The sequence below is a fragment of the Dickeya undicola genome (genome assembly GCF_000784735.1).
GTDB classification, from domain to species: Bacteria; Pseudomonadota; Gammaproteobacteria; order Enterobacterales; family Enterobacteriaceae; genus Dickeya; species Dickeya undicola.
In genome coordinates this window covers 77,503-103,905 of record NZ_JSYG01000004.1, presented here as the reverse complement: position 1 = coordinate 103,905, position 26,403 = coordinate 77,503, and the positions used below count along the sequence as shown (strand labels likewise).

Below are 26,403 nucleotides of genomic sequence, written 5' to 3'. Positions count from 1 at the left end.
TAATATGCGCGCCCTATGCAAAAGGTAAAATTACCCTTAACCCTTGATGCGGTTCGCACTGCTCAAAAGCGTTTAGATTACGTTGGTGTCTATACGGCTGAACAGCTGATGCGTGTTGCCGAATCAGTGGTTAGTGTGGACAGTGATGTGAATGCGACGCTGTCGTTCAGCATTGACAGCCAACGGCTGGCGGTGATTGATGGACAGGCTGATGTAACGGTGACGTTGCTGTGTCAGCGCTGCGGCAAGCCTTTCGAACATCAGGTCCACACCACGTTCTGTTTTAGCCCGGTCATCAGTGATGAGCAGGCTGAAGCCTTGCCGGAAGCGTATGAACCTATCGAAGTCAATGAATTCGGTGAGGTTGATCTGCTGGCGATGGTTGAAGATGAGCTAATCCTCTCTTTGCCCATTGCGCCGGTGCATGATTCTGAACACTGTGAAGTGTCCGAAACGGATATGGTGTTTGGTCAGTTACCCGCTGAGGCGGAGAAACCGAATCCATTTGCCGTATTAGCCAGTTTAAAGCGTAAGTAATTAAGGAGTAAGGTCCATGGCCGTACAACAGAATAAACCTAGCCGTTCCAAACGTGGTATGCGTCGTGCTCACGATGCGCTGACCACTTCCGCTGTATCCGTAGATAAAGTTTCCGGCGAAACGCATCTGCGTCACCACGTCACTGCGGATGGTTACTACCGCGGTCGCAAGGTTGTTGCCAAGTAATTCCTGCGATTTAGCAAGGAAACACTTTGACGCGCCTAACCTTGGCGTTAGATGCAATGGGCGGGGATTTCGGTCCCTGCATTACAGTGCCTGCTGCGTTGCAGGCACTGGCTTCTAATCCAGACCTCCATCTGCTGCTGGTTGGCGACCCTTCTGCGCTTACTCCATTACTTACTAAAATCGATTCCTCTTTATTTTCCCGTTTGGAAATTGTGCCGGCTGAATCGGTAATCGCTGGCGATGCGCGTCCATCCCAGGCTATTCGGGCCAGTCGGGGGACCTCTATGCGTATCGCTCTGGAATTGATCAGGGAAGGGCGAGCGCAGGCCTGCGTTAGCGCAGGCAATACCGGCGCATTGATGGGGCTGGCGACATTGTTGATCAAACCCATTGAGGGGATTGATCGCCCGGCATTGGTGACAATGCTGCCTCACCAACAGCACGGGAAAAGCGTGGTGTTGGATTTAGGCGCGAATGTTGATTGCGACAGCGCAATGTTAGTGCAGTTCGCCGTGATGGGATCGGTCATGGCGGAAGAAGTGCTCGGATTGCAGAGTCCGCGCGTAGCGTTGCTGAATATCGGTGAAGAAGAGAGCAAAGGGCTCGCGAGTATCCGAGGCGCAGCGGCGCAACTGAAAGTCATGCCTTCAATTAACTACATCGGTTATCTGGAAGGCAACGAATTATTGACCGGCAAAACGGATGTGATGGTCTGTGACGGCTTTGTAGGAAACGTCACGTTGAAAACCATGGAAGGTGTAGTGCGAATGTTTCTGTCTCTCCTGAAGGGCTCATCCAACAGGGGAGAAAGTCGGCAAGCACAGCCATGGTGGTTGAAATTTTTAGGGCGCTGGTTGCAACGGCGTCTGGCCAGGCGGTTTGGACACCTGAACCCTGACCACTATAACGGCGCATGTCTGTTAGGATTACGTGGAACTGTCATAAAAAGCCACGGTGCAGCAAACCAGAATGCGTTTGCTGTTGCAATTGAACAGGCGATGCAGACGGTGCAGCGGCAACTTCCGGAGAGGATTGCGTCGCGACTACAGGCTGTATTACCCAAGAGTGACTGAGCGTACATGTATACAAAGATTCTCGGAACGGGAAGCTATTTGCCCGAACAAATCAGGACGAACGCTGATTTAGAAAAAATGGTGGATACGTCGGACGAATGGATCGTCACACGTACCGGTATTCGCGAACGCCGCATTGCTGCTCCGGATGAAAGTGTTGCCTCCATGGGATGCCGCGCCGCGCAGAACGCGCTCGACATGGCAGGAGTTGACAGTAATCAGGTTGGCTTGCTTATCGTAGCTACGACGTCGTCCAGCCATGCTTTCCCCAGTTCGGCCTGTCAGATCCAGCAGATGCTGGGGATTAAAGACACGATCGCTTTTGATCTCGCTGCGGCTTGTGCAGGATTCACCTATGCATTGAGCGTGGCCGATCAGTATGTAAAAAGCGGTGCGGTGGATTACGCACTGGTTATCGGTTCCGATACCTTATCCCGAACGCTCGATCCGGCTGATCGCGGGACGTTGATTCTGTTCGGTGACGCAGCAGGCGCTGTTTTGCTGGGCCGCTCGGAAGCGCCGGGAATCCTTTCCACACATCTGCACGCAGATGGTCGCTATGGTGACCTTCTGACATTACCTTATGCAGACAGACAAGAACCGCAGCCCGCTTATTTGACGATGGCAGGCAACGAAGTCTTTAAAGTTGCCGTAACGGAACTGGCCCATATTGTCGAAGAAACGCTGGATGCGTCCAGCCTGAATAAAAGCGAACTCGACTGGTTGGTCCCTCATCAGGCAAACCTGCGTATTATCAATGCCACTGCTAAAAAATTAGGCATGGATATGGATAAAGTGGTAGTCACACTGGATCGTCATGGCAATACGTCTGCTGCTTCCGTTCCTTCCGCATTGGATGAGGCCGTCCGCGATGGCCGTATTCAACGTGGTCAGTTGATTTTACTGGAAGCGTTTGGCGGTGGCTTTACCTGGGGCTCTGCTCTGGTTCGTTTTTGATTCATCAGGACGCATAACTATGACGAAATTTGCAATGGTATTTCCCGGCCAGGGTTCCCAGTCAGTGGGTATGCTGGCTGAACTGGCTGAAAAATTCCCGCTCATCAAAGAAACGTTTGACGAAGCCTCGTCGGTTCTGGGATATGATCTATGGCAGCTTTCCCAGCAAGGGCCAGCGGAAGAACTGAACAAGACCTGGCAGACGCAACCGGCGCTGTTAACGGCGTCTGTCGCGCTGTGGCGTGTTTGGCGGCAGCAGGGCGGTGCGTTGCCGACGCTGATGTCAGGCCATAGCCTGGGTGAATATTCTGCATTGGTGTGTGCCGGTGTTCTGGATTTTAAGCAGGCGGTCAGCCTGGTTGAATTGCGCGGCAAACTGATGCAGGAAGCCGTACCTGAAGGAACTGGTGCAATGTATGCCATTATCGGTTTGGATAATGACGCAATTGCTACAGCGTGCGCTGAAGCGGCACAGGGTCAGGTTGTTTCGCCGGTCAACTTCAACTCACCTGGACAGGTGGTGATTGCCGGTAACAAAGAAGCAGTTGAGCGCGCGGGCGCGGCCTGTAAAGCTGCGGGAGCGAAGCGTGCGTTGCCGTTGCCGGTCAGTGTACCTTCTCACTGCGCACTGATGGAACCGGCAGCTCGTAAGCTGGCGGACGCACTGGAAGCGATCACCTTTAATACACCTGATGTACCGGTGATCAATAATGTGGACGTTCGTGCTGAATCCGCGCCGGAAGCGATTCGCAGCGCGTTGGTGCGCCAGTTGCATAACCCGGTCCGTTGGACTGAATGTGTCGAATATATGGCCGCTCAGGGTGTGGTTACCCTGGTGGAAGTCGGTCCTGGCAAGGTGTTGACCGGACTGACCAAACGAATCGTTGATAGTCTCACGGCGACGGCGATTAATGATCCTGCTTCCTTATCGGCAGCGCTTGAACAGTAAAAACGGTGAAGATAATGAATTTTGAAGGAAAAATTGTCCTGGTGACAGGTGCAAGTCGTGGCATTGGTCGGGCGATTGCCGAGACGCTGGCTGCTCGTGGTGCCACTGTAATCGGTACGGCCACCAGCGACAAAGGGGCAGCGGATATCAGCGAGTGGCTGGGGCCGAAAGGCAAAGGCTACGCGTTGAACGTTACGGATAGCGCCTCGATTGAAAGCGTTTTAGCCAGCATCAAAGACGCATTTGGCGATATTGATATTCTGGTGAATAACGCCGGTATTACGCGTGATGATCTGATGATGCGTATGAAAGACGAGGCCTGGCAGGAAGTGTTGGACACCAACCTGAGCTCCGTTTTCCGACTGTCCAAAGCCGTGTTGCGTGCCATGATGAAAAAACGGTTTGGTCGCATCATCACTGTAGGGTCTGTTATCGGTTCTCGCGGTAACGCAGGTCAGGCTAACTATGCCGCTGCCAAAGCTGGATTAGTCGGCTTTAGCAAATCGCTGGCACAGGAAGTCGCGTCTCGTGGCATCACCGTCAACGTGGTGGCACCGGGCTTTATCGAAACCGATATGACACGGGCATTGACAGAAGAACAGCGTGTGGGCATTTTGGCGAATGTTCCTGCCAACCGTCTGGGTGATGCGAAAGAAATCGCCAGTGCTGTAGCGTTTTTAGCTTCGGATGAGGCGGGTTACATTACTGGTGAAACATTGCATGTCAATGGTGGCATGTATATGATCTGATAAGCAACACTGTAATTTGCGTTAATTTGCAGCGAAAACTGCAAAAAGCACAAAATCTTGGTTCGACCAGTCTTGATTTTGTTGCATCTTTTTCAACATTTTATACACTACGAAAACCATCGCGAAAGCGAGTTTTGATAGGAAATTTAAGAGTATGAGCACTATCGAAGAACGCGTTAAGAAAATCATCGTTGAACAGCTGGGCGTTAAGCCGGAAGAAGTCGTGAACAATGCCTCTTTCGTTGATGACCTGGGCGCTGATTCTCTTGACACTGTTGAGCTGGTAATGGCATTGGAAGAAGAATTCGATACCGAAATTCCAGACGAAGAAGCTGAAAAAATCACGACTGTTCAGGCAGCCATCGATTTCATTCAAGCTAATCAGCAGTAATCGAACATATCTAGGCGGTCGCTCGACCGCCTAAGTTTTCTTCTACCTCAGTATCATTTTTTCCCTCCCTGGAGGATCAGCGTGTCTAAGCGTCGAGTAGTTGTGACTGGTCTGGGCATGTTATCTCCTGTCGGCAACACAGTAGCGTCAACCTGGAATGCTCTGCTTGCCGGTCAGAGTGGCATCAGCCTGATTGATCATTTCGATACTAGTGCCTATGCAACACGTTTTGCTGGCTTAGTAAAAGACTTTAATAGTGAAGATTTCATCCCGCGTAAAGAAGCGCGCAAGATGGATGCCTTTATTCAATACGGGGTTGCCGCCGGCATTCAGGCCATGAAGGATTCAGGCCTTGAGGTGACGCAAGCCAATGCGAGTCGTATCGGGGCCGCTATCGGGTCGGGTATTGGTGGTCTGGGGCTGATTGAGGAAAACCATAGCGCGCTGGTGCATGGTGGCCCGCGTAAAATCAGTCCATTCTTTGTGCCGTCCACCATTGTCAACATGGTCGCTGGGCACCTGAGCATCATGTTCGGCCTACGTGGCCCTACCATTTCTATTGCCACCGCATGTACTTCTGGTGTGCATAACATCGGCCACGCTGCGCGCATTATTGCGTATAACGATGCCGATGTTATGTTGGCCGGCGGGGCGGAAAAAGCCAGTACGCCGCTGGGTGTCGGTGGATTCGGTGCCGCGCGCGCCCTGTCGACTCGCAACGATAATCCGCAGGTGGCAAGCCGTCCGTGGGACAAAGATCGTGATGGCTTCGTGCTGGGCGACGGTGCCGGTATTCTGGTGCTGGAAGAGTACGAACATGCTAAAAAGCGTGGAGCGAAAATCTACGCTGAGATCGTCGGTTTTGGCATGAGTAGCGACGCCTACCATATGACGTCGCCGCCGGAGAGTGGCGCTGGTGCAGCGTTGGCGATGGAGAATGCCTTACGTGATGCTGGTATTACCACGGAGCAGGTGGGTTATATCAATGCGCACGGTACATCCACGCCAGCGGGTGATAAAGCTGAAGCACAAGCAGTGAAATCGGTTTTCGGTGCGGATACCCGCGTGCTGGTTAGCTCAACTAAGTCCATGATCGGGCACCTGTTGGGTGCGGCCGGTGCGGTAGAGTCAATCTTCTGTATTCTGGCGTTGCGTGATAAGGCTGTTCCGCCAACCATCAATCTGGATAACCCGGATGAGGGTTGCGATCTGGATTTCGTGGCGCACGAAGCTCGTCAGGTCATCAATATGGAGTACACGTTATGTAACTCCTTTGGTTTCGGTGGCACCAACGGTTCTGTGGTGTTCCGTAAAGTCTGATGCAATGCTTTACATGAAGAGCCCGGTTCTGCCGGGCTTTTTTTTGTCTGAGTGAAAATCGGATATTGCCGCTTGCCGGGTGCCCAGACGACTGACAGGCTTGCATCCTGACTGAGGAGACGAATATGTGGTGGATTGACGGTAAAGCGGAGCAATGCCTGCCGGTATCGGATCGCAGTGTGCAATTTGGCGACGGCTGTTTTACCACGGCCAGGGTTGTGAATGGTCGCATTGTATGGCTGGAACGACATATTCGGCGGTTGCAGCAGGCGGCGGAAAAATTGTTGTTGCCTGATCTTGATTGGCAGCAACTGAGCAACGAGATGCAGCAAGCCGCTGAAGGTCGCGTCGACGGTGTGGTGAAAGCCATCGTCAGTCGGGGTAATGGTGGTCGTGGTTACAGCCCGGCTGGATGTGGCAAACCGGTACGTATTGTTATGCAGGCAGCGTACCCACAACATTATGTCCAATGGCGTCAGGACGGGATTCGGCTGGCGTTGAGCCCAGTTCCGCTGGCACAAAGTACCTGGCTGGCGGGGATAAAGCATCTGAATCGGCTGGAGCAGGTGTTCATCCGTATGCATCTTGAACAGTCCGGTGCTGATGAGGCACTGGTGCTTGACACCTCTGGGGCGCTGGTGGAATGCTGTGCGGCTAATTTATTTTGGCGCAAGGGGACACGGGTTTTCACGCCGGATGTATCACTTGCTGGCGTTGACGGCGTTGCGCGTCAGCATATTATGGCGCTGTTGTCGTCATCGCTATTTGACCTGCATGTGGTGACAGAGCCGCTGGAAACGCTGGCGGATGCAGACGAAGTGCTGGTATGCAATGCGTTGATGCCGGTGATACCCGTAAACCAGGCGCATATCTGGTGTTATCGCTCACGGGAGTTGTTCGACTTTCTGAGCCCTAACTGTGAGTCATGATGTGTTATGAAGAGAATGAAATGGGGTCTTGGGATTATTGTTCTGCTGGCGATAGGTGTTTGGTGGGGCTGGAAACAGATACAGCATTTTGCCGATTCACCGTTGGCTATCAAACAGGAAACCATTTTTACTCTCCCTGCCGGTACTAACCGTGAAGGTCTAAACGCGTTGCTGGTAGAACAACAAATTATTGGTGCTAATGGCTGGTTCCCCTGGCTGTTGCATCTGGAGCCGGAGCTGGCCTCATTTAAGGCTGGGACTTACCGGCTGATGCCTGCAATGACGGTGCGCGACATGCTGGCATTACTGGCTAGCGGTAAAGAAGCGCAGTTTTCGCTGCGGTTTGTGGAGGGTTCTCGCCTAAAAGACTGGCTGGAAACGTTGAAGTCGGCACCTTATCTCAAACATACGCTGGATGATAAAACCCCACAGGAAATCGCTGAAGCGATGGAGTTGAAAGACACACCCAACCCAGAAGGCTGGTTTTATCCCGATACGTATCTGCACACTGCGGGTATGAGCGATAAGTCGATTCTGCAACGTGCACATCAGCGGATGACGAAAATGCTCAATGATGTCTGGCAGGGGCGGGACGAAGGATTACCCTATAAAACCCCGGACGAGCTGTTGGTGATGGCGTCACTGATTGAAAAAGAAACCGCAGTTAATGAAGAGCGGCCGATGGTGGCCTCGGTGTTTATCAACCGATTACGTATCGGAATGCGATTACAGACTGACCCGACGGTGATCTACGGCATGGGCGAAAGCTATAACGGTAGCATTACCCGCAGTGCCCTGGAGGCATCCACGCCGTACAATACTTATGTCATTAGCGGGTTACCGCCCACGCCAATTGCCATGCCAGGCAAAGCCTCTCTTGACGCGGCTGCACATCCCGCCAAAACCAGCTATCTCTATTTTGTGGCCGACGGCAAGGGTGGGCACAAATTTTCCACCAATCTGAACGACCATAACCGCGCCGTGCAGGCGTATCGTTCCGCGTTGGCTGCCGCCGGAAAGGAAAAAAATGAACAGTAAATTTATCGTAATTGAAGGTCTGGAAGGCGCAGGCAAGACCAGTGCTCATGCGGTGGTGGTAGACACGCTGCGAACATTCGGCATCGATGACATCGTGTTTACCCGTGAGCCTGGCGGCACGCCGCTGGCGGAGAAATTGCGCGAGTTAATCAAGCAGGGCGTTGCGGATGAAACACTGACAGATAAAGCCGAATTGCTGATGCTGTATGCGGCGCGCGTACAACTGGTGGAGAATGTGATTCGTCCGGCGCTGGCCCGTGGTGCCTGGGTGGTGGGTGATCGGCACGATCTCTCTTCTCAGGCTTATCAGGGAGGTGGGCGGGGCATTGATGCACGATTGATGACCTCGCTGCGGGACACCGTGTTGGGCGATTTCCGCCCTGACTTGACGCTGTATCTGGATATCTCACCTGAACAGGGGCTTAAACGTGCTCGCCAGCGCGGTGCGCTGGACCGCATTGAGCAGGAGTCACTGGCGTTCTTCGAGCGTACCCGTGCCCGTTATCAGCAGTTGGCGGCGGCTGATGCCTCTATTGTGACGATTGATGCGTCCCGTGACCTGGAGAAGGTCAACGCCGACATCCGCCAGGCCTTGTCTGACTGGTTGCAGCAACTGAATGGGCGAGGGGAGTAAGCCGCTGATGGAGTGGTATCCCTGGCTGAATGCGCCTTACCGCCAGTTGCTGGCGTCACATCAGGCGGAGCGCGGTCATCATGCGTTGTTGCTACATGCTCTCGACGGCATGGGTGATGCTTCGCTGGCGTATGCCTTTAGCCGCTGGCTGTTGTGTCAGCAGCCGGATGGCGCAAAAAGCTGCGGGCGTTGCCATTCTTGTGAATTGATGAGTGCCAGCACCCATCCGGATTGGCACACCCTTAGCCCGGAAAAAGGCAAGCACAGTCTGGGGGTTGACGTGGTACGTGACGCGTTAGAGCACGTGTACCAGCGCTCACGGCAGGGCGGTGCAAAGGTGGTTTGGCTACCACAGGCGGAGAGCCTGACCGAAGCCGCAGCGAATGCGCTGCTGAAAACGCTGGAAGAGCCACCGGCGCAAACCTATTTTCTGCTGGGATGCCGTGAACCGGGGCGATTGCTGGCGACAATGCGTAGTCGCTGCCTGCATTTGTACCTGGATGTGCCAACGGAGCCGCAAGGAATGCAGTGGCTGCGCGGGCGAGGGCATCATGATGAACTGGCGCTACAGACGGCATTGCGACTGGCGGCGGGGGCACCGCTGGCCGCTGAAGCATTGTTGCAGCCGGAGAGCTGGAAAGCGCGTCAGGCCGTTTGCCAGCAACTGGCGCAGAGCCTGCCGTCTGGTGATGCGCTGGCGCTGTTGCCGGTACTTAATCACGATGACGCCGATCGCCGTATCCACTGGGTGAGTACGTTGCTACTGGATGCGTTGAAATGGCACCATCAGGGCGCTGAGCAGCGAACTAACCTGGATCAGGCACCGCTGGTGGCGCAACTGGCATCACAATATGGTGATGCTCGTCTGCATCATGGTTTGCGTCGTTGGCTGCATTGTCGTCACCAGCTACTGTCGGTGACAGGCGTTAACCGCGAATTGTTATTGACGGAGCTGTTGCTGGCGTGGGAGAACCTGTTGTCCTCTCCGACGTTGCCGGTGTCGTCATCTTTTTCCTGAATACCGGATATCCTTGATTATGTTGTTAGTTGATTCCCACTGCCATCTTGATGGTTTAGATTATCAGTCGCTGCACAAAGACGTGTCTGACGTGCTGAACAAGGCTCGTGAGCGTGAGGTGGGCTTTTTTCTGGCAGTAGCAACCACCCTCCCAGGGTTTCGCGCCATGGCCGAATTGATCGGTGAACGCGACAATGTGGCGTTTTCCTGCGGTGTACATCCTCTCAGCCAGGAAGTGCCGTACGACTTCGCTGAACTGCGCACACTGGCGGCCTTACCGTCGGTAGTCGCCCTGGGGGAAACCGGGCTGGATTACTATTATCAGCAAGATACTATCCCGCAGCAGCAGGCATCGTTTCGCGAGCATATTCGCGTTGGCCGTGCGCTGAATAAACCGGTGATTGTGCATACGCGTTCCGCCCGTGAAGATACGCTGGCTATTCTGCGGGAAGAAAAAGCGGATGAATGCGGCGGTGTGCTGCACTGTTTTACCGAAGATCGGGAAACCGCAGAGAAACTGCTGGATTTGGGGTTCTACATTTCCTTTTCCGGGATTGTCACTTTCCGTAATGCGGATGCATTGCGCGATGTTGCACGCTACGTACCGCTGGATCGGCTGTTGATTGAAACCGATTCCCCGTGGCTGGCACCGGTTCCCTATCGGGGTAAGGAAAATCAGCCCGCCTACGTGCGTGATGTGGCTGAATATCTGGCTGTACTCAAAAATGTCAGTATTGAACAGCTGGCATCTGCCACTACCGAAAATTTTGCTCGGCTATTCCACATTGATGCAGCGCGGTTGACCGTGGACTGATACTGGTTGAGAATACGCGAGTTTTTTTTGGCTTCGTAATTAATCGCTGATAATCCCTACCATTTGCAGCTTATGTTGCACGATGGTGGGGTTAATTTTTAGTGTTAGATCACAAACCATAAGACTTCTGATAGTAACGTGGGTTTCCCATGAGTTGAAACGTGACTGCTATCAAACATTTGATGCAACATTTATTTTACTCTGCGTAAAAATTAATGAGGATGCATATCACATCCCGACCGCATGAAGGATGACCTCCCCATCTTCAGGCGAACTGTCAGAAGTAGAAGCACTATTACTCAGGAGCACTCTCTCTATGTTCAAGAATGCATTTGCAAACCTACAAAAAGTAGGTAAATCGCTGATGCTGCCAGTATCCGTGCTGCCTATCGCCGGTATTCTACTGGGCGTCGGGTCGGCCAACTTTAGCTGGTTGCCGACTGTGGTTTCCAGCGTGATGGCGCAGGCGGGCGATTCCGTTTTTGCTAATATGCCGTTGATTTTTGCCATCGGTGTGGCACTGGGCTTTACCAATAATGACGGTGTGTCTGCACTGGCTGCGGTGGTGGCTTACGGCATTATGGTGAAAACCATGGCGGTGGTTGCGCCGTTGGTGTTGCATATGTCACCGGCGGATATCGCCGCTAACCATATGGCCGATACGGGCGTATTGGGGGGGATTATCGCTGGTGCGATTGCCGCCTACATGTTCAACCGCTTCTACCGTATCCGCTTGCCGGAATACCTGGGCTTCTTCGCTGGTAAGCGTTTTGTGCCGATCATCTCCGGCCTGACCGCCATCGTTATTGGTGTGGCGCTGTCGTTCATTTGGCCGCCGGTGGGTAGCGCGATCCAGACTTTCTCTAAATGGGCTGCTTACCAGAATCCGGTACTGGCGTTCGGTATCTACGGCATCGTTGAACGTAGTCTGGTGCCGTTCGGTCTGCACCATATCTGGAACGTGCCGTTCCAGATGCAGGTAGGTGAATTCACTAACGCCGCGGGCCAGGTGTTCCACGGTGATATTCCGCGTTACATGGCAGGTGACCCGACTGCGGGTAAACTGTCTGGCGGCTTCCTGTTCAAAATGTATGGTCTGCCAGCTGCTGCGCTTGCTATTTGGCATTCGGCTAAACCGGAAAATCGCGCCAAAGTGGGCGGCATCATGATCTCCGCTGCGCTGACCGCGTTCCTGACCGGTATTACCGAGCCGATCGAGTTTTCCTTCATCTTCGTCGCGCCGATTCTGTATGTCATCCATGCTGTGCTGGCTGGTCTGGCGTTCCCGATCTGTATTCTGCTTGGTATGCGTGACGGCACCAGCTTCTCGCACGGTCTGATCGACTTTATCGTGCTGAGTGGTAACGGTAGCAAACTGTGGCTGTTCCCGATCGTTGGCCTGTGCTACGCAGCGGTGTACTACACCGTGTTCCGTGTGCTGATTGCCAAGCTGGATCTGAAAACTCCAGGGCGTGAAGAGTCTACGTCCGAGCAGTCCGCTCAGGGTAACTCTGAAATGGCGGCATCGCTGGTTTCCGCATTCGGCGGTAAAGAAAACATCACCAACCTGGATGCCTGTATCACTCGTTTGCGCGTCAGTGTGGGTGATGTCGCTAAAGTTGACCAGGCCGAGCTGAAGAAACTGGGTGCGGCGGGCGTCGTGGTAGCCGGTTCTGGCGTGCAGGCCATCTTCGGCACCAAGTCCGATAACCTGAAAACCGACATGGATGATTACATCCGTAATCACTGAAATATCCGTAACCACTGACGGATGACCGGGAGTTGACGAAAAGGGGCTTTGGCCCCTTTTTTACATCCCGCTTTTTTATATCCTGCTTTTTATATCCTGAGACAGCCTCCCGGCAGGACAGAATCGTTTCCCCTCACAGGAAGTTCAGCAGTAGGATAACTGGCGCTGCCGTGCGTAAGTGCACATCGTCAGTCACGACAGTCGATAACCCATGCCGCTTTGCCCATAACAACATCGCTTATCAGCGGCGTACCACGACATTATTCTTTCAGAGGGAACCGTATGCGGATTTCAGTTGAGCGTTTAACGCAAATAGCCTACGAACTGTTGCGTAATACCGGGTGTGAGCATGAAGAAGCCGAGTGTGTGGCGCTTCATCTGGTTGGTGCGAATCTCAAGGGGCACGACAGTCACGGTGTGGGGATGTTACCGGAATACGTCAACTTCATCGCACAGGGCATAATGCATCCCAACACGCCAGCCCGTTTGCTACAGGACAGCGGTGCAGTGCTACAGTTCTCCGGCGATCGCGGGTTTGGGCAGCGCACCGGGCATGAAGCGATGCAGGCGGCGATCGAACGGGTGAAAACCACCGGTATCTGCTTGATGACGCTGGCATCGACCTGCCATCTGGGGCGAATCGGCACCTACGGTGAAATGGCGGCGCAGGCTGGTTTGATTTCGATTCACTTCGTTAATGTCAGTGATATTGCACCGTTGGTGGCACCGTTTGGCGGCAGTGAGGCGCGTTTTGGCACCAATCCTATCTGCATTGCCTTTCCGGGTAGTGACGCGAATCCCGATTTTATTCTGGACTTCGCCACCAGCATGGTCGCATTGGGTAAAACGCGTGTGGCCTGGCTGGCGGGGAAAACCTTTGATGAACCGGTGATGCTGGACCGTGATGGGCACCTGAGCGCCGACCCACGGGTGATGTGGGAAGGCGAAGCGACCGGTGCGTTGCTGCCTATCGCACGTCACAAAGGGGGCGGGCTGATTCTGGCGGCGGAGTTGCTGGCGGGGATATTGTCCGGCGGCGGTACTATCCAGCCGGGCAATGCGCGCGAAGGCGCTATCGTTAACAACATGACCACAATGGTTATTGACCCCTCTAAACTGGTGGGGATGGCGTGGCTGAAACAGGAGTACGATGCCATGCTGGCGTATGTTCGTGCGTCGCGGTCGCCTGATCCGTCCGTACCGATTCTGATTGCCGGTGAGCCGGAGCGTCTGGCTCGTCAGCAGCGTCAGGCTGAAGGCATCACGATTTCCGACGGCGAGTGGCAGAAAATTACCGATGCCGGGTGCTCTCTGGGAATGCCAGCGGCATTTTTCGCGGCATAATGCCGGTGCAATGCATGACAAGCATCGACAAAGAGAGTTGAAAAGTATTGGATTTATCACTCATACTGCAAGCCGCATCGCTGAACAGCGCTCGTTTTTAAAGGAACTGTGTTATGGCTGAAGAAACCATTTTCAGTAAAATCATTCGTCGGGAAATCCCCGCCGATATCGTGTATCAGGATGAACTGGTGACTGCCTTTCGCGACATCGCGCCACGTACCCCCACCCACATTCTGATTGTGCCGAATGTACTGATTCCCACCGTGAATGACACCGCACCGGAGCATGAAGCGGCACTCGGTCGTATGATCACCGTCGCGGGGAGCATTGCCCGTCAGGAAGGGATTGCCGATGACGGTTACCGTCTGGTCATCAACTGTAATCGTCATGGCGGTCAGGAGGTGTACCACATTCACATGCATCTGCTGGGCGGTCGCCCGCTGGGGCCGTTGCTGGCCGGTTGATGCGTTCATGCGCGCATTTTCATCAAGGGTATTGGCCGTTCTGCTACTGAGCATGTCGCTTGTCGGATGCAGCAAGACGGCCAGTCTGAGCATTAATTCCAAACAGACGCTGGTGCTGGACGCCTCGGTAATGGCGGCCGGGATTAGCGCTTCTCGTCCGTCGTTGTCGCATGGCTACACAGGCCAGCAGGCGTCGGTCCGTATCCGTAATACATCGGGACAGCCGGTGACGCTGCACTACCGTTTTTACTGGTATGATCAACAAGGGTTGGATGTGCCGCCGCTGGATGTTAGTCAAACGGTTGAGATCCCTGCCCATACGGATATCTCCCTTGTTGCCACGCACGTTGACCCGGCAGCCAGCCAGGTACGACTTTATCTTTTTCTCTGAGGCGTGATTGAGAGGACAGACATGAAAAAATATCTTGGCATCGTGCTGATGGCGTTAGTGATTGCAGGCTGTACCAGCCGCGTGCCGCAAACGGAACAACCGGCCACTATCGAACCCGCCGTTCCCACACCGTCAAAACCGCAGTTGCCGCCGTCAGAAAGTCAGCCATTGCCGACACCGCCGAAGATTCAGGTGCCGGTGTTGGACTGGTCGGCTGCGGCTACACCGCTAGTCGGGCAGATGGTGAAAACCGACGGCATCACCCGAGGCAGCATTTTGCTGCTGAACAAGCTTAAAAATAATACCAATGGTTCGTTGCAGACCGCTCAGGCAACTACCGCGTTGTATAATGCGTTGGCGTCTTCCGGGCAGTTTACGATGGTATCTCGTGAGCAACTTGGGGTAGCCCGGCAGTCATTGGGATTATCGGAAGAAGATAGTTTGGAATCGCGCAGCAAAGCGGTGGGGTTAGCCCGCTATGTCGGCGCGCAATACGTGTTGTATGCCGACGCCAGCGGGGATGCCAAATCACCGGAGCTGTCGATGCAACTGATGCTGGTGCAGACCGGTGAAATCGTCTGGTCCGGTAATGGTACGGTTCGCCAGCAGTGAGGCGCTAAATGCGCTGTTGCAGCAGGCTTTACCGGCGGTAGTGACCGCCGGTTTTTATTTACAGCCGATCAATGGGCTTAGCCATCAGAGCTGGCGCGTTCATTCTCCGGCTGGGTTGTGGTTGGCGCGTGGAGATACGTTGCAGGGACGCCAGCTTGGCACTTCCCGGCAGCGTGAGTTTCATGTGTTGCGGCAACTGGCAGGGCAGTCGCTGGCACCGCATCCGGTATGCTGGCGCGATGGCTGGTTGCTGGTGGAGTGGCTGGCAGGTGAGCCGGCCGATGAGCGCCAGTTTGTACAGGCTCTGGCGCAAGGGCAGTTGGCGGCGATGCTGGCGCGTTTGCATCACCAGCCGCGTTACGGCTATCCGTTGCCGTTGAAACGCCTGATGATGCATCACTGGCAGCATATGGACCCGGCTCGGCGCTCACCGCGTCTGAGGCGCGCCTATCAGCAGATGGTGGATAAGCCGTTGCCGACGCCGTTACTGAGCGCGCCGCTGCATCTGGATGTGCATCCCGGCAACCTGCTGCGTACCGAGGCCGGTTGGCGATTGATTGACTGGGAATACGCGGCAGACGGCGATATCGGGCTGGAGCTGGCGTTACTGTTCCGGTCCTGCGAGCTGGATGACGCGCGTCAGCAGGATTTTTTGCAGGCGTATTGTCGGCACTGGTTTCACCTGAGCCCGGCGTCATTGCAGCGGCAGGTCGCTCGCTGGCAATATTGGGTGGATTATCTGGTGCTGATGTGGTTTGAAGTTCGCTGGCAGCAAAGCGCTGAGGCGTATTACCGCCAGTCAGCCGACACTATGCGGCAGGCCACGAGATGGCATTATTAAGCCGTTTTCTCTGGGGTGCGACTATCCGGCCGACTTTTCCATCATGCCGATTGGCAATCATACAGAAGGGGTGTTTGTGGGGCCGTTAATGTTAGATGTGGCTGGCTATGAGCTGGACGCAGAAGATCGCGAGGTGCTGGCGCATCCGCTGGTGGGTGGTGTGATTCTGTTTAGCCGTAATTTTCATGACGCCGACCAACTGGCGGAACTGGTACGCCAGATGCGTCGTGCTTCTCGTGAACGGCTGGTGGTGTCGGTCGATCAGGAAGGCGGACGCGTACAGCGGTTTCGCGATGGTTTCACCGCGCTACCGGCCGCGCAGTCGTTTGCCGCACTAAACCCATTGCCGCAGGCGCAACAACTGGCGGAAGAGGCAGGCTGGGTGATGGCGGCGGAGATGATCGCCATGGATATCGATATCAGCTTTGCACCGGTACTGGATGTCGGTCACCAGAGCGCGGCGATTGGTGACCGCGCTTTCCATAGCGACCCGGATACGTTGTTGGCGGTGGTGGAGCGTTTTATCGCCGGTATGCGTGCTGCTGGTATGAAGGCGACAGGTAAGCATTTCCCCGGCCATGGCGCGGTAACGGCGGACTCCCACAAGGAAACGCCGCGGGACGAGCGGTCATTGGCGCAAATTCGGCAACGGGATATGCGGGTGTTTCAGGAACTGATCACCCGTCAGCAGTTGGATGCGGTGATGCCGGCACATGTGATTTATACCGATGCGGATCCCCGTCCTGCAAGTGGGTCGCCCTACTGGCTTAAACAGGTGCTGCGTCAGGAACTCGGGTTTGGCGGCATCATCTTCTCGGATGACCTGTCAATGGAGGGGGCGGCGGTGATGGGCGGTTACGCCGAACGCGCGCAGGCAGCGCTGGACGCGGGGTGTGACATGATTCTGGTATGTAACCAGCGTCAGGGCGCGATCAGCGTGTTGGATAACCTGTCTCCGGTCAAAGTACCGGGGCTGGAGACGCTCTATCATCGGGGGTTGATCACACGTCGGGAACTGCTGAATTCATCGCGCTGGAAGCAGTCAACATCGCAGTTAACGGCACTGAGTGAACGCTGGCAGGCACACAAGACCGCTGGTTAAATCACCCGCTAAATCAGGCTGGAGGGAAGGCACCGATGATCATTTATTTGCACGGTTTTGACTCAAGTAGTCCGGGTAATCATGAGAAAGTGCTGCAGTTGCAGTTCATCGACCCGGATGTTCGGTTGGTGAGTTACAGCACCCTGCATCCGCGCCATGACATGCAGCATCTGCTCAGGGAAGTGGACAAGATGCTGCAAGTGAATGCGGATAACCGTCCGCTGATTTGTGGCGTCGGGCTGGGCGGGTTTTGGGCGGAACGCATCGGTTTTCTGTGCGATATCCGTCAGGTGATGTTCAACCCCAATCTGTTCCCGCAAGAAAACATGGAAGGCAAAATCGATCGTCCGGAAGAGTACGCGGACATTGCCACCAAATGTGTGGAGAATTTCCGCGAGAAAAACCGCGATCGCTGCATGGTGGTGCTGTCTCGCCACGATGAAATGTTGGATAACCAGCGCAGCGCCTGCTTGCTGGGTGAATACTACGAAATCGTCTGGAATGAGAACGAAGGGCATAAGTTCCGCGATATCTCGCCACACCTGCAACGCATCAAGGCGTTTAAATCACTGGGGTGATTTTCCTTTCTACACGGCTTTTGTGGCTGTCAGCGCTGCATCGCATCAGCGCGGTGTGACAGCCACGTTCCCCTCTGCTGACCTGCTGCTCTAACTTACTGAATTTCAATGTCTCATTCTCAGCTCTGACGATCTGTAACTAAAATAAATTGATATAGGTCAAATTTGGTATGACCAAATGACCTTACATGCTATTCTCATCGCATATATCCCATTTCCTTTATCATAACCATATGTAATATAAGGATATTGTTTTTTACTCTTTATTAACTATTGGTTCACAAATTTTCAGGGGGTCATTTTGACATCATTGCCAATCAAGAAAATCGTGATTGTCGGCGGTGGCGCCGGAGGGCTGGAGCTGGCCACCAGTCTGGGGCATAAGCTGGGGCGTAAGAAAAAGGTGGAAATAACACTGGTGGATCGTAACCACAGCCACCTGTGGAAACCGTTACTGCACGAAGTGGCGACCGGCTCGCTGGATGACGACATGGATGCGCTGAGCTACCTGGCTCATGCCCGTAATCATTACTTCAATTTCCAACTGGGGATGATGACCGACATCGACCGTGAACAGCGTACCGTCCAACTGGCTGAAATTCGTGGCGAGCAGGGGGAACTGCTGGTGGCAGCCCGTTCACTGCCATACGACATTCTGGTGGTGGCGCTGGGCAGTACTTCCAATGATTTCGGTACGCCGGGCGTCAAAGATCACTGCATTTTCCTAGATAACCCGAAACAAGCCCGCCGTTTCCATAACGAAATGCTGAATCTGTTCCTCAAGTTTTCTGCTTCCCAGGGGCAGCAGGAAAAGGTCAATATCGCGATTGTCGGTGGGGGCGCTACCGGGGTGGAATTGTCCGCCGAACTGCACAACGCGGTGAAACAGCTGCACAGCTATGGTTTTGACAGCCTCAGCAATCAGGCGCTCAACGTCACGCTGGTGGAAGCCGGGGAGCGCATTCTACCAGCGCTACCGCCACGCATTTCTGCAGCCGCGCACCATGAGCTGACCAAGCTTGGTGTGCGAGTGTTGACGAAAACCATGGTGACCAGCGCCCAACAGAACGGCCTGAACACCAAAGATGGCGAGTTTATCGATGCTGACCTGATGGTATGGGCAGCGGGTATCAAGGCCGCCGATGCCATGAAGGACATCGCCGGTCTGGAGACGAACCGGATTAACCAACTGGTGGTGGAGCCGACGCTGCAAACCACGCGCGATCCGGCTATTTTCGCTATCGGTGACTGCGCATCCTGCCCGCAGCCGGGCGGTGGTTTTGTGCCGCCACGCGCGCAGGCCGCGCATCAAATGGCATCGCGTTGCTACAGCAATATCCTGGCACTGATGAGTAATCAGTCGCTGAAGCCTTACGTCTACAAAGACCACGGTTCGCTGGTGTCATTGTCTAAATTCAGCACCGTCGGCAGTCTGATGGGCAACCTGATGCGCGGTTCGGTGATGGTGGAAGGTCGTATTGCGCGTTTCGTTTACATTTCGTTGTATCGTATGCACCAGATTGCGCTGCATGGTTATATCAAGACTGGCCTGATGATGCTGGTCGGTAGTATCAACCGGGTGATCCGCCCGCGCCTCAAACTGCATTAAGGCCGGATTGCTCTCATCTGGTATCTCGGTTGCCCGCTATTCGGTGGGCAACCTGTTATTCCCCGCAAGATTACGCACATCACAGAATAAAATATTGCACTAACACCAACCCAAGGTAAGAAAACTCTCAAATGTGACAGTTTTGTTATCTGTGCAACCCTTTTGAGGTAGAAATCCGATTGAGAGTACCGGATGGATTAGGCAGACTTCATCACGTCAGGCGGTGTAGCGTACACGCCGCGCCCCGGAAGGTGGGGCTTTCGGGTTAAAAGCCATCAGCCATTATGCGCGGTGAGAATGTTCACTGCAGGGTTAGATGGGGGATGCGTGGTTATTTATTCAGGAGGTTTCCTGTGAACAAGTCAATGTTAGCGGGTGTGGGTATTGGTATGGCTGCAGCTCTGGGTGTGGCAGCCGTCGCCAGTTTGGATGTGTTTGCTTCCAGACCGCAGTTTGCACAGGTGCTGACAGCAACACCTATCAAAGAAACCGTGAAAACGCCGCGTCAGGAATGCCGCAATGTTACCGTGACGCACCGTCAGCCGGTGCAGGATGAAAACCGTATTGCCGGGTCGTTGCTGGGTGCTGTGGCGGGCGGCGTGTTGGGGCACCAGTTCGGCAATGGACGTGGCCGCGATGTGGCGACGGTAGCCGGTGCGCTGGCCGGTGGTTACGCGGGTAATCAGGTGCAGGGAAAAATGCAGGACGGTGATACCACTACCTCGACACAACAGCGTTGTCAGACGGTGTATGACAAGTCGCAGAAAGTGCTGGGTTATGACGTCACCTATAAAATCGGCGATCAGGAAGGAAAAGTCCGGATGGACCGTGATCCCGGCACCCGTATCCCGCTTGATCGCAACGGCCAGCTGGTCCTCAATCAGTCCAGTTGATACGCCATGATACGGTGGACAGGCAGGCCCGCGTTGTCATGACAATGACCTCGGGCCTGATGTCATTAATACGCCAGTTTGCTTTATGCATCGTATAAATCGGTATCCTGTACCGGCGAGTGGCGTTGGCTGGGCCGAATGCGCTTGACCGAATCTCTCACCGCCAGCGTACCGTTAAGCAGCATGTTGCCTGCACCGCGCCCCGGCTGCATCAATTGAAGCTGTAATAATCTCACTGCCTCGCGCCCCAACTCCTCTCGCGGGATCAACACCGATGTCAGCGGAATATCGTGCACTGCTGCCAGATTTGCACCATCCATACTCATGACCGAGATATCCTGCGGTACACGCAGCTTCGCTTTATGCAGCGCGTTGACGGCTCCCACCGCCATAAAATCGCCGCCCGCCAATATAGCCGTAGGGTACTGTTCCCGCGGGCAGACAGCCAGAAAATCAGTGACGGCCTGTTCGGTTTCCGCGCTGCCAAAACCGTGGGGTGTCAGTAAGTGAATGTCGTCAATAAAGGGCAGGTTGTGCTGTTGGTAAGCATCACGGATGCCTGCCAGACGCCACTCCATGGTATAGCGCCGCAAGCACAACAGGGTAAGTATCTGGCGGTGCCCTTGGTCGATCAGATAGTTGGCGGCAAATTCGCCGATAAGCTGGTGTGCAGGCGATACGCCGGACAACCTCATTTTATTGTCGAGACAATTGACCAGCACGCAGGGTTTGTTCAATTCAGCGGCCAGTGCGTGGATATAGGGGTCGTCAATGCCGATCAGAATGGCACCTTCAGTTTCTGATGATGACATTTTTTCCATAAACAGCGCCGCATCGCTGTCATTTTCTGCCAGTCCACAGTAGCGCAGACGTACATCGTGCGAGTCCAGCGAGTCGAGAATACCTTCCAGTACCTTATGGTAAAAAATGTCCGCCCGGCGATGAAAGGCGCGCTCCGGCGCGAACACCGTCAGGCTATTGAGCAGTAAGCGGCCAGTAGCCAGGTTGTCCATCACGCCGTATTGCCGGGCGGCGGTCAGGATCCGTGTCCGTGCGGCATCGCTGGTATTGGATTTGCCCGCCAGCACACGGGAAACGGTGCTGACGGAGAAGCCGGTTTGCATAGCGATTTCACGAATCTTGAGGTTTTTTTTCATTTTGTGATCCTGTTCAACTTGAGTCGTGAAAAAATTTTCATTACCAGAAAAAAGGCAGCAGCAGGGGCATGAATAGCCAGAAATAAGAGATTCTGACGCTATCATGAAAATAGTTGCAAAAAAGTGAGTATCTCCGGCTTTTTAATTTTTCTACGCTGAATCGGTCGTGATTCTGCGGGCGTCATTACGCCGCGGAATACGTCGTTACGACAAAAATACTTATAAAAATCTGAATATTAGAGCATCAGGATGGTGCGGCGCCGGGAGGCGTTTCACTGTTATCTGCCGCAAGGAGATCACCATGAGTCTCGACGTTAATTCCCCACCTGTTATCAATGAAAAACGAAAATTCAAGCAAGTGCGCTGGTGGATACTGGCGTTATTTCTGTTTGGCGTCACCGTTAATTACATTACCCGCAATTCACTGGGTATTCTGGCCCCCGAATTAAAAACCGTGCTGAATATTACCACCGAACAATACTCCTGGATTGTCGGTGCATTTCAACTGGCCTATACGATATTTCAGCCGTTATGCGGGTGGCTGATCGACGTCATTGGATTAAAGTTGGGCTTCATGATCTGCGCCGTCATTTGGGCGTTGATGTGCCTGTTACATGCCGGTGCCGGGAGTTGGGTACAACTTGCCATTCTGCGTTTCATGATGGGGGGCGCTGAGGCGGCGGCCACACCGGCTAACGCCAAAACCATCGGCGAGTGGTTTCCTCGTCAGGAACGACCCATCGCCGCCGGTTGGGCGGGGGTGGGGTTTTCCATCGGAGCCATGTTGGCACCGCCGATTATTGTGGTTGCGCATTCTGCTTTTGGCTGGCAAGGGGCATTCCTGTTTGCCGGGGTACTGGCGATGGTGTGGGTGGTCTTGTGGTGGCTGTTTTACCATAACCCAGGCGAACATCCGCGTCTGAGTAAGGAAGAGCTGGCGTTTATCCGTCAGGATAATGAGCCGGAGCCGGTGAAGCAGCCTTTCTTCACCGCCATGAAAACGGTGATGAAAAACCGCCGTTTCTACGGCATCGCCATTCCTGCCTTTATGGCGGAACCGGCCTGGGCCATGTTGAGTTTCTGGGTGCCGCTGTATCTGGCTAAAGAGCGAGGCATGGATTTGAAACAAATTGCCATGTTCGCCTGGCTGCCGTTTCTTGCCGCCGACTTTGGCAGTATCGCCAGTGGTTACCTGACCCGCCTCTACGCCCGGTGGTTCGGTTGTTCACGCATTAACTCAGTGGTGGGTAGCTCGGTGACCGGCGCGTTTTTGATGCTGTCGCTCGCGCTGGTTAGCACCACCCAGAATCCGTATTTGGCTATCATCCTGATTTCGATTGGCGGATTCGGTCATCAAATCATCTCCTGCATGTTAAGTGCCGTCGTGGTGGATTCGTTCGATAAAGGCCAGATGGCGACGGTCAACGGTATGCGTGGTGCGAGCGCATGGATTGCCAGCTTCCTGTTTTCTCTGCTCATTGGCGTGACTGCCGACAAAGTGGGATTCAACCCGCTATTTGTCGCGATGGGCTTTTTTGATTTATTCGGTGCGCTGTTCCTGATCGCGTTCATCGCGGAACGTCGTCAGCGCGCGCACTGACAGAATTTCCGAATAGACGAGTGATGCTATGAAGACATTAAAACATTGGGTATTGCACCATCAGGCCGAGGATCGGGTTGAGCTGCTGGTGGACGGCTCACACCGCTTTTTGCTGTACGTACTGGCACCGGGATTGATGCGGGTGTTGATTAAACAGCACGGTGAACTGCGGTTAAACCGCACCTGGAGTATTGCGCCGCAGCAGGACGTACCCTGGCAGGGCCGGGATCGAGAGTGCAGCGAAGGGTTTCCGCTGCCGGGCTATACGCTAAGCTGGCAAGGTGATGCTTTGCAGATCAGTACCGCTCAATTGAGAGTGACGGTACATCAGCCGTTGTGGCTGGCATGGGAATACCTTGATGCGCACGGGCAGTGGCAACCGCTGGCGTCCGACCGGCCGACCGGTGCCTATCTGCTCAATATGCACGGTGACGGTGTGGCGCACTATCAGCGGCGTATCCCGCAAGAGCGTTGCTACGGGCTGGGGGAAAAGGCGGGCGACTTGAACCGCTCTGGGCGTCGCTTTGAATTCCGCAATCTGGATGCGATGGGCTATAACGCGCAAAGTACCGATCCGCTCTACAAGCACCTGCCGTTCACCATCGTCAACCAACCGGGGGCCAGTTACGGTGTGTTTTACGACAACCTCAGCAGCACCTGGATGGATCTGGGCAATGAGATTGATAATTACCATCCGGCTTACCGGCGCTATCAGGCCGACGCCGGGGATCTGGACTACTATTTGCTGCTCGGCCCCGCCATTCTTGATGTGACCAAAGCCTTTGTCCGGCTCACCGGCAAAACCTGCTTCGGCCCCAAATGGAGCCTGGGGTACAGTGGGTCCACCATGCATTACACCGATGCGCCGGACGCTCAGCAGCAACTGTTGTCTTTTATCGACCTGTGTCGCCAACATGCGATTCCGTGCGACTCGTTCCAGCTTTCGTCCGGTTATACCTCGATTGGTAACAAACGGTATGTATTTAACTGGAACTACGACAAAGTGCCGCAGCCGGAGCTGATGACGCAGGCATTTCATGATGCCGGGATGCACCTGGCGGCCAATATCAAACCTTGCCTGTTACAGGATCATCCCCGTTATCAGGACGTGGCGGCGAAAGGGTTGTTTGTGCGTGATTCGCAGTCGGACAACCCGGAGCGCTCCAGCTTTTGGGACGATGAAGGCTCTCATCTGGATTTTACCAACCCAGAGACGGTTGCCTGGTGGCAGGAGAACGTGACCCGGCAATTGCTGGAAAAAGGTATCGATTCCACCTGGAACGATAACAACGAATTCGAGGTCTGGGACGGCGAAGCGCGTTGCCACGGTTTTGGTCAGCCGATTGCCATCAAGCATATCCGCCCGCTGATGCCGTTGCTAATGATGCGCGCCTCAATGGAAGCACAACAGCGGTTTGCACCTGCGTTGCGGCCTTATCTGATTTCGCGCTCCGGTAGCGCCGGAATGCAGCGCTACGTACAGACCTGGAGCGGGGATAACCGTACCAGTTGGCAAACGTTGCGCTACAACACCCGTATGGGGGTCGGCATGAGTCTGTCCGGCTTGTATAACGTGGGTCATGATGTGGGCGGGTTCTCGGGTAACAAACCTGACGCCGAGCTGTTTGCGCGCTGGGTGCAAAACGGGGTGATGCATCCACGGTTTACCATTCACTCGTGGAATGACGATGCGACGGTCAACGAGCCCTGGATGTATCCGGCGGTGACACCGATTATCCGTGATGCCATCCAACTGCGTTATCGGTTACTGCCGTATCTGTACACCTTGCTGTGGCAAGCGCACGCGGATGATGAACCCATGTTGCGCCCGACCTTTTTGGATCACGAGCATGACCCACGCACCTTCGAGGAAACCGACGATTTCATGCTGGGACGTGATCTGCTGGTAGCCAGCGTGGTGGAGCCGGGACAACGCCAGCGCGAAGTCTATCTGCCAGATAACGATGACGGCTGGTATGACTTTTATCGCGGTGATTGGTTCAGCGGCGGTCAGACGGTAACGCTGGATGCACCACTGGAAAGATTGCCGTTACTGGTACGGGCCGGGGCCATGATTCCGCTGTCAGCGCGCACGGATTTCACCTGCCCAGCGGAAGATGACCAGCGCACCTTGTTGCTCTTCCCGCTGACCGGCAATGGCGTGCAGCAAGGGCTACTGTTTGAGGATGATGGCGAGACACACCACTGGCGTGATGGACAGGCGTTGTGGCTACGCTGGGAGGTGAATTACAGCGCTCAACGTATTGATGTCACCTTCCGAACCGAAGGCTCATTCATTCCGGCGTGGCGACAGTTGACCATACAGTTACCACCGGACGAACGGCGCACGCTCTATATCAACGGCGAGTGCCGCACGCAATATCCGTTACCGGCTTAAGCTATTCTCGACGGGCGGCGCGAGGCGTATTCATGCGCCGCCCGTGACCAGCATCGCCTTATTACCGGTCCGATGCGGTGTCCCGTTTATCAATAGGCAACGAAGGGGTATTATCAATTCCACATTGGAAGTTTTATACCTGTCATCTTTCACGTTACAGCGGCGTTATTTGACACGCCAGCGTGTTGCCCTGCGACGCGAATGATTGAGGGTAGATATTGTCATACGTCAGGCACCGGGAAGGCATATGCTGAGTCATTCAGAAGTTCAACGTTATCTGCAACGCATTGGTGTCAGTTCATTGCCTGCGGAGCCGGATTTACTGCTGCACCAGCTCCATCTTGCTCATCTTACGCACATTCCGTTTGAAAACCTGGATGTGGTGTTCGGGAAAACCATTCGCCTTGACCCGCCTGCTATTTATCGCAAGATCGTTGATGAACGGCGTGGTGGGTTCTGCTACGAGCTTAACTACGGGTTTTATTTGTTACTGAAGGCGTTGCAGTTTGACGTGCAACTGCTGGCCGGTCAGGTCTGGAACGACGATGGTCATTACGGGCAGCCGTTCGACCACCTGTTTCTGCAAGTCGAACTGCCGCAGGGCGCGGTGATCGCCGATATCAGTTTTGGCGATTCATTCTGTGTTCCGGTGGCGTTGTCGGGGGCTGTCTCGCATGAACCCTTTGCCCGCTACCGGGTAACGGCTTGCGATGATGGCTATCTGCTACAGCAGCAATTGGGTGATGCTGCATGGCAGCCACAGTACAAATTTACGCGACAACCCCGGCAACTGGAAGAATACGCCGACATGGCGCATTACCACCAGACCTCGCCGTCGTCGCCTTTCACCGGTAAATCGTTATGTACCCGCGTCACGCCACAAGGGCGGGTGACATTATCGGACAACCGTCTGATCGTGACCCGACAAGGGCAAAAAAGCGAACGCAGGATCGACAGTCATCAAGATTATCTCGACTGCCTGCAACAGCACTTCGGGATTGTGCTGGCTGACGATTACGACAGCCAGCGCTGGTTTGAACGCCTCACAACAGCCGTGTCCTGAGACGT

Annotated in this window: 27 protein-coding genes; 26 read left to right on the top strand and 1 reads right to left on the bottom strand. The window is 54.4% G+C overall.

Annotation, left to right across the window (positions count from 1 at the left end):
* Window positions 1-15: 15 nt before the first annotated feature.
* The 23 genes from yceD (at window position 16) to OB87_RS01250 (ending at window position 20,180) form a co-directional block, all read left to right on the top strand.
* Complete coding sequence (gene yceD / locus OB87_RS01360) at window positions 16-537, top strand: 23S rRNA accumulation protein YceD (RefSeq protein WP_033567653.1); 522 nt, start codon at window positions 16-18, stop codon at window positions 535-537.
* A gap of 16 nt (window positions 538-553) precedes the next feature.
* Window positions 554-724 carry a 50S ribosomal protein L32 gene (gene rpmF / locus OB87_RS01355; protein WP_012769343.1) on the top strand — a complete coding sequence of 57 codons (171 nt, stop codon included), beginning with the start codon at window positions 554-556 and terminating at the stop codon, window positions 722-724.
* Between the two features lie 26 nt (window positions 725-750).
* Entirely contained in the window at window positions 751-1,797 is a 1,047-nt protein-coding gene (gene plsX / locus OB87_RS01350; RefSeq protein ID WP_033567652.1) for a phosphate acyltransferase PlsX, read from the top strand.
* A gap of 6 nt (window positions 1,798-1,803) precedes the next feature.
* Window positions 1,804-2,754, top strand: a complete 951-nt coding sequence (locus tag OB87_RS01345) for a beta-ketoacyl-ACP synthase III (RefSeq protein ID WP_033567651.1) — start codon at window positions 1,804-1,806, stop codon at window positions 2,752-2,754.
* Between the two features lie 19 nt (window positions 2,755-2,773).
* Window positions 2,774-3,703, top strand: coding sequence for an ACP S-malonyltransferase (fabD, locus tag OB87_RS01340; RefSeq protein WP_033567650.1), 930 nt, complete (start codon window positions 2,774-2,776; stop codon window positions 3,701-3,703).
* A 14-nt stretch (window positions 3,704-3,717) separates the two neighbouring features.
* On the top strand, window positions 3,718-4,452 hold the full coding sequence (gene fabG, locus OB87_RS01335) for a 3-oxoacyl-ACP reductase FabG (protein ID WP_033567649.1): 735 nt from the start codon (window positions 3,718-3,720) through the stop codon (window positions 4,450-4,452).
* Window positions 4,453-4,606: 154 nt separating this feature from the next.
* The gene (gene acpP, locus OB87_RS01330; RefSeq protein WP_012765204.1) at window positions 4,607-4,843 is read left to right on the top strand and encodes an acyl carrier protein; all 237 of its coding nucleotides are present in this window, start codon (window positions 4,607-4,609) and stop codon (window positions 4,841-4,843) included.
* Between the two features lie 81 nt (window positions 4,844-4,924).
* A complete protein-coding gene (fabF, locus tag OB87_RS01325) occupies window positions 4,925-6,163 on the top strand; it encodes a beta-ketoacyl-ACP synthase II (protein WP_033567648.1) in 1,239 nt (412 codons plus the stop codon).
* Between the two features lie 125 nt (window positions 6,164-6,288).
* On the top strand, window positions 6,289-7,092 hold the full coding sequence (gene pabC, locus OB87_RS01320; protein ID WP_033567647.1) for an aminodeoxychorismate lyase: 804 nt from the start codon (window positions 6,289-6,291) through the stop codon (window positions 7,090-7,092).
* Window positions 7,093-7,098: 6 nt separating this feature from the next.
* Window positions 7,099-8,130, top strand: coding sequence for an endolytic transglycosylase MltG (mltG, locus tag OB87_RS01315; RefSeq protein WP_033567646.1), 1,032 nt, complete (start codon window positions 7,099-7,101; stop codon window positions 8,128-8,130).
* A complete protein-coding gene (tmk, locus tag OB87_RS01310; RefSeq protein ID WP_033567645.1) occupies window positions 8,120-8,764 on the top strand; it encodes a dTMP kinase in 645 nt (214 codons plus the stop codon). The genes mltG and tmk overlap by 11 nt, the downstream gene beginning before the upstream one ends.
* 7 nt (window positions 8,765-8,771) lie before the next feature.
* Complete coding sequence (gene holB, locus OB87_RS01305) at window positions 8,772-9,782, top strand: DNA polymerase III subunit delta' (RefSeq protein ID WP_033567952.1); 1,011 nt, start codon at window positions 8,772-8,774, stop codon at window positions 9,780-9,782.
* A 19-nt stretch (window positions 9,783-9,801) separates the two neighbouring features.
* A complete protein-coding gene (locus OB87_RS01300) occupies window positions 9,802-10,596 on the top strand; it encodes a metal-dependent hydrolase (protein ID WP_033567644.1) in 795 nt (264 codons plus the stop codon).
* A 316-nt stretch (window positions 10,597-10,912) separates the two neighbouring features.
* Window positions 10,913-12,346 (top strand): PTS glucose transporter subunit IIBC, encoded by a 1,434-nt coding sequence (gene ptsG, locus OB87_RS01295; protein WP_033567643.1) that lies wholly within the window; start codon window positions 10,913-10,915, stop codon window positions 12,344-12,346.
* 282 nt (window positions 12,347-12,628) lie between these two features.
* A complete protein-coding gene (locus tag OB87_RS01290; protein WP_033567642.1) occupies window positions 12,629-13,690 on the top strand; it encodes a malate/lactate/ureidoglycolate dehydrogenase in 1,062 nt (353 codons plus the stop codon).
* A gap of 113 nt (window positions 13,691-13,803) precedes the next feature.
* Entirely contained in the window at window positions 13,804-14,154 is a 351-nt protein-coding gene (gene hinT / locus OB87_RS01285; protein ID WP_033567641.1) for a purine nucleoside phosphoramidase, read from the top strand.
* Window positions 14,155-14,161: 7 nt separating this feature from the next.
* On the top strand, window positions 14,162-14,545 hold the full coding sequence (locus OB87_RS01280; protein WP_033567640.1) for a YcfL family protein: 384 nt from the start codon (window positions 14,162-14,164) through the stop codon (window positions 14,543-14,545).
* Between the two features lie 21 nt (window positions 14,546-14,566).
* On the top strand, window positions 14,567-15,157 hold the full coding sequence (gene lpoB / locus OB87_RS01275) for a penicillin-binding protein activator LpoB (protein WP_033567639.1): 591 nt from the start codon (window positions 14,567-14,569) through the stop codon (window positions 15,155-15,157).
* Window positions 15,114-15,998: a phosphotransferase gene (locus OB87_RS01270; RefSeq protein WP_395856280.1), complete on the top strand. Its 885-nt coding sequence runs from the start codon at window positions 15,114-15,116 to the stop codon at window positions 15,996-15,998. Before lpoB ends, OB87_RS01270 begins: the two co-directional genes overlap by 44 nt.
* Window positions 15,999-16,074: 76 nt before the next feature.
* Window positions 16,075-17,100 carry a beta-N-acetylhexosaminidase gene (gene nagZ / locus OB87_RS01265; protein ID WP_033567951.1) on the top strand — a complete coding sequence of 342 codons (1,026 nt, stop codon included), beginning with the start codon at window positions 16,075-16,077 and terminating at the stop codon, window positions 17,098-17,100.
* 35 nt (window positions 17,101-17,135) lie between these two features.
* Entirely contained in the window at window positions 17,136-17,678 is a 543-nt protein-coding gene (ycfP, locus tag OB87_RS01260; RefSeq protein ID WP_033567637.1) for an alpha/beta hydrolase YcfP, read from the top strand.
* A gap of 301 nt (window positions 17,679-17,979) precedes the next feature.
* On the top strand, window positions 17,980-19,287 hold the full coding sequence (locus OB87_RS01255) for an NAD(P)/FAD-dependent oxidoreductase (RefSeq protein WP_033567636.1): 1,308 nt from the start codon (window positions 17,980-17,982) through the stop codon (window positions 19,285-19,287).
* Window positions 19,288-19,640: 353 nt separating this feature from the next.
* On the top strand, window positions 19,641-20,180 hold the full coding sequence (locus OB87_RS01250; protein WP_033567635.1) for a glycine zipper 2TM domain-containing protein: 540 nt from the start codon (window positions 19,641-19,643) through the stop codon (window positions 20,178-20,180).
* A gap of 83 nt (window positions 20,181-20,263) precedes the next feature.
* On the opposite strand, the gene OB87_RS01245 is transcribed toward OB87_RS01250, so the two are convergent.
* Window positions 20,264-21,337, bottom strand: a complete 1,074-nt coding sequence (locus OB87_RS01245) for a LacI family DNA-binding transcriptional regulator (RefSeq protein WP_033567634.1) — start codon at window positions 21,335-21,337, stop codon at window positions 20,264-20,266.
* A 301-nt stretch (window positions 21,338-21,638) separates the two neighbouring features.
* Here OB87_RS01245 and OB87_RS01240 point away from each other — a divergent pair, with 301 nt between their 5' ends.
* The 3 genes from OB87_RS01240 to OB87_RS01230 all read left to right on the top strand — a co-directional run bounded on the left by OB87_RS01240 (window position 21,639) and on the right by OB87_RS01230 (window position 26,398).
* Window positions 21,639-22,937: an MFS transporter gene (locus OB87_RS01240; protein WP_033567633.1), complete on the top strand. Its 1,299-nt coding sequence runs from the start codon at window positions 21,639-21,641 to the stop codon at window positions 22,935-22,937.
* A gap of 28 nt (window positions 22,938-22,965) precedes the next feature.
* Window positions 22,966-25,335 carry a glycoside hydrolase family 31 protein gene (locus OB87_RS01235; RefSeq protein ID WP_033567632.1) on the top strand — a complete coding sequence of 790 codons (2,370 nt, stop codon included), beginning with the start codon at window positions 22,966-22,968 and terminating at the stop codon, window positions 25,333-25,335.
* A gap of 247 nt (window positions 25,336-25,582) precedes the next feature.
* The gene (locus OB87_RS01230; RefSeq protein WP_033567631.1) at window positions 25,583-26,398 is read left to right on the top strand and encodes an arylamine N-acetyltransferase family protein; all 816 of its coding nucleotides are present in this window, start codon (window positions 25,583-25,585) and stop codon (window positions 26,396-26,398) included.
* The last annotated feature ends 5 nt before the right edge of the window (window positions 26,399-26,403 follow it).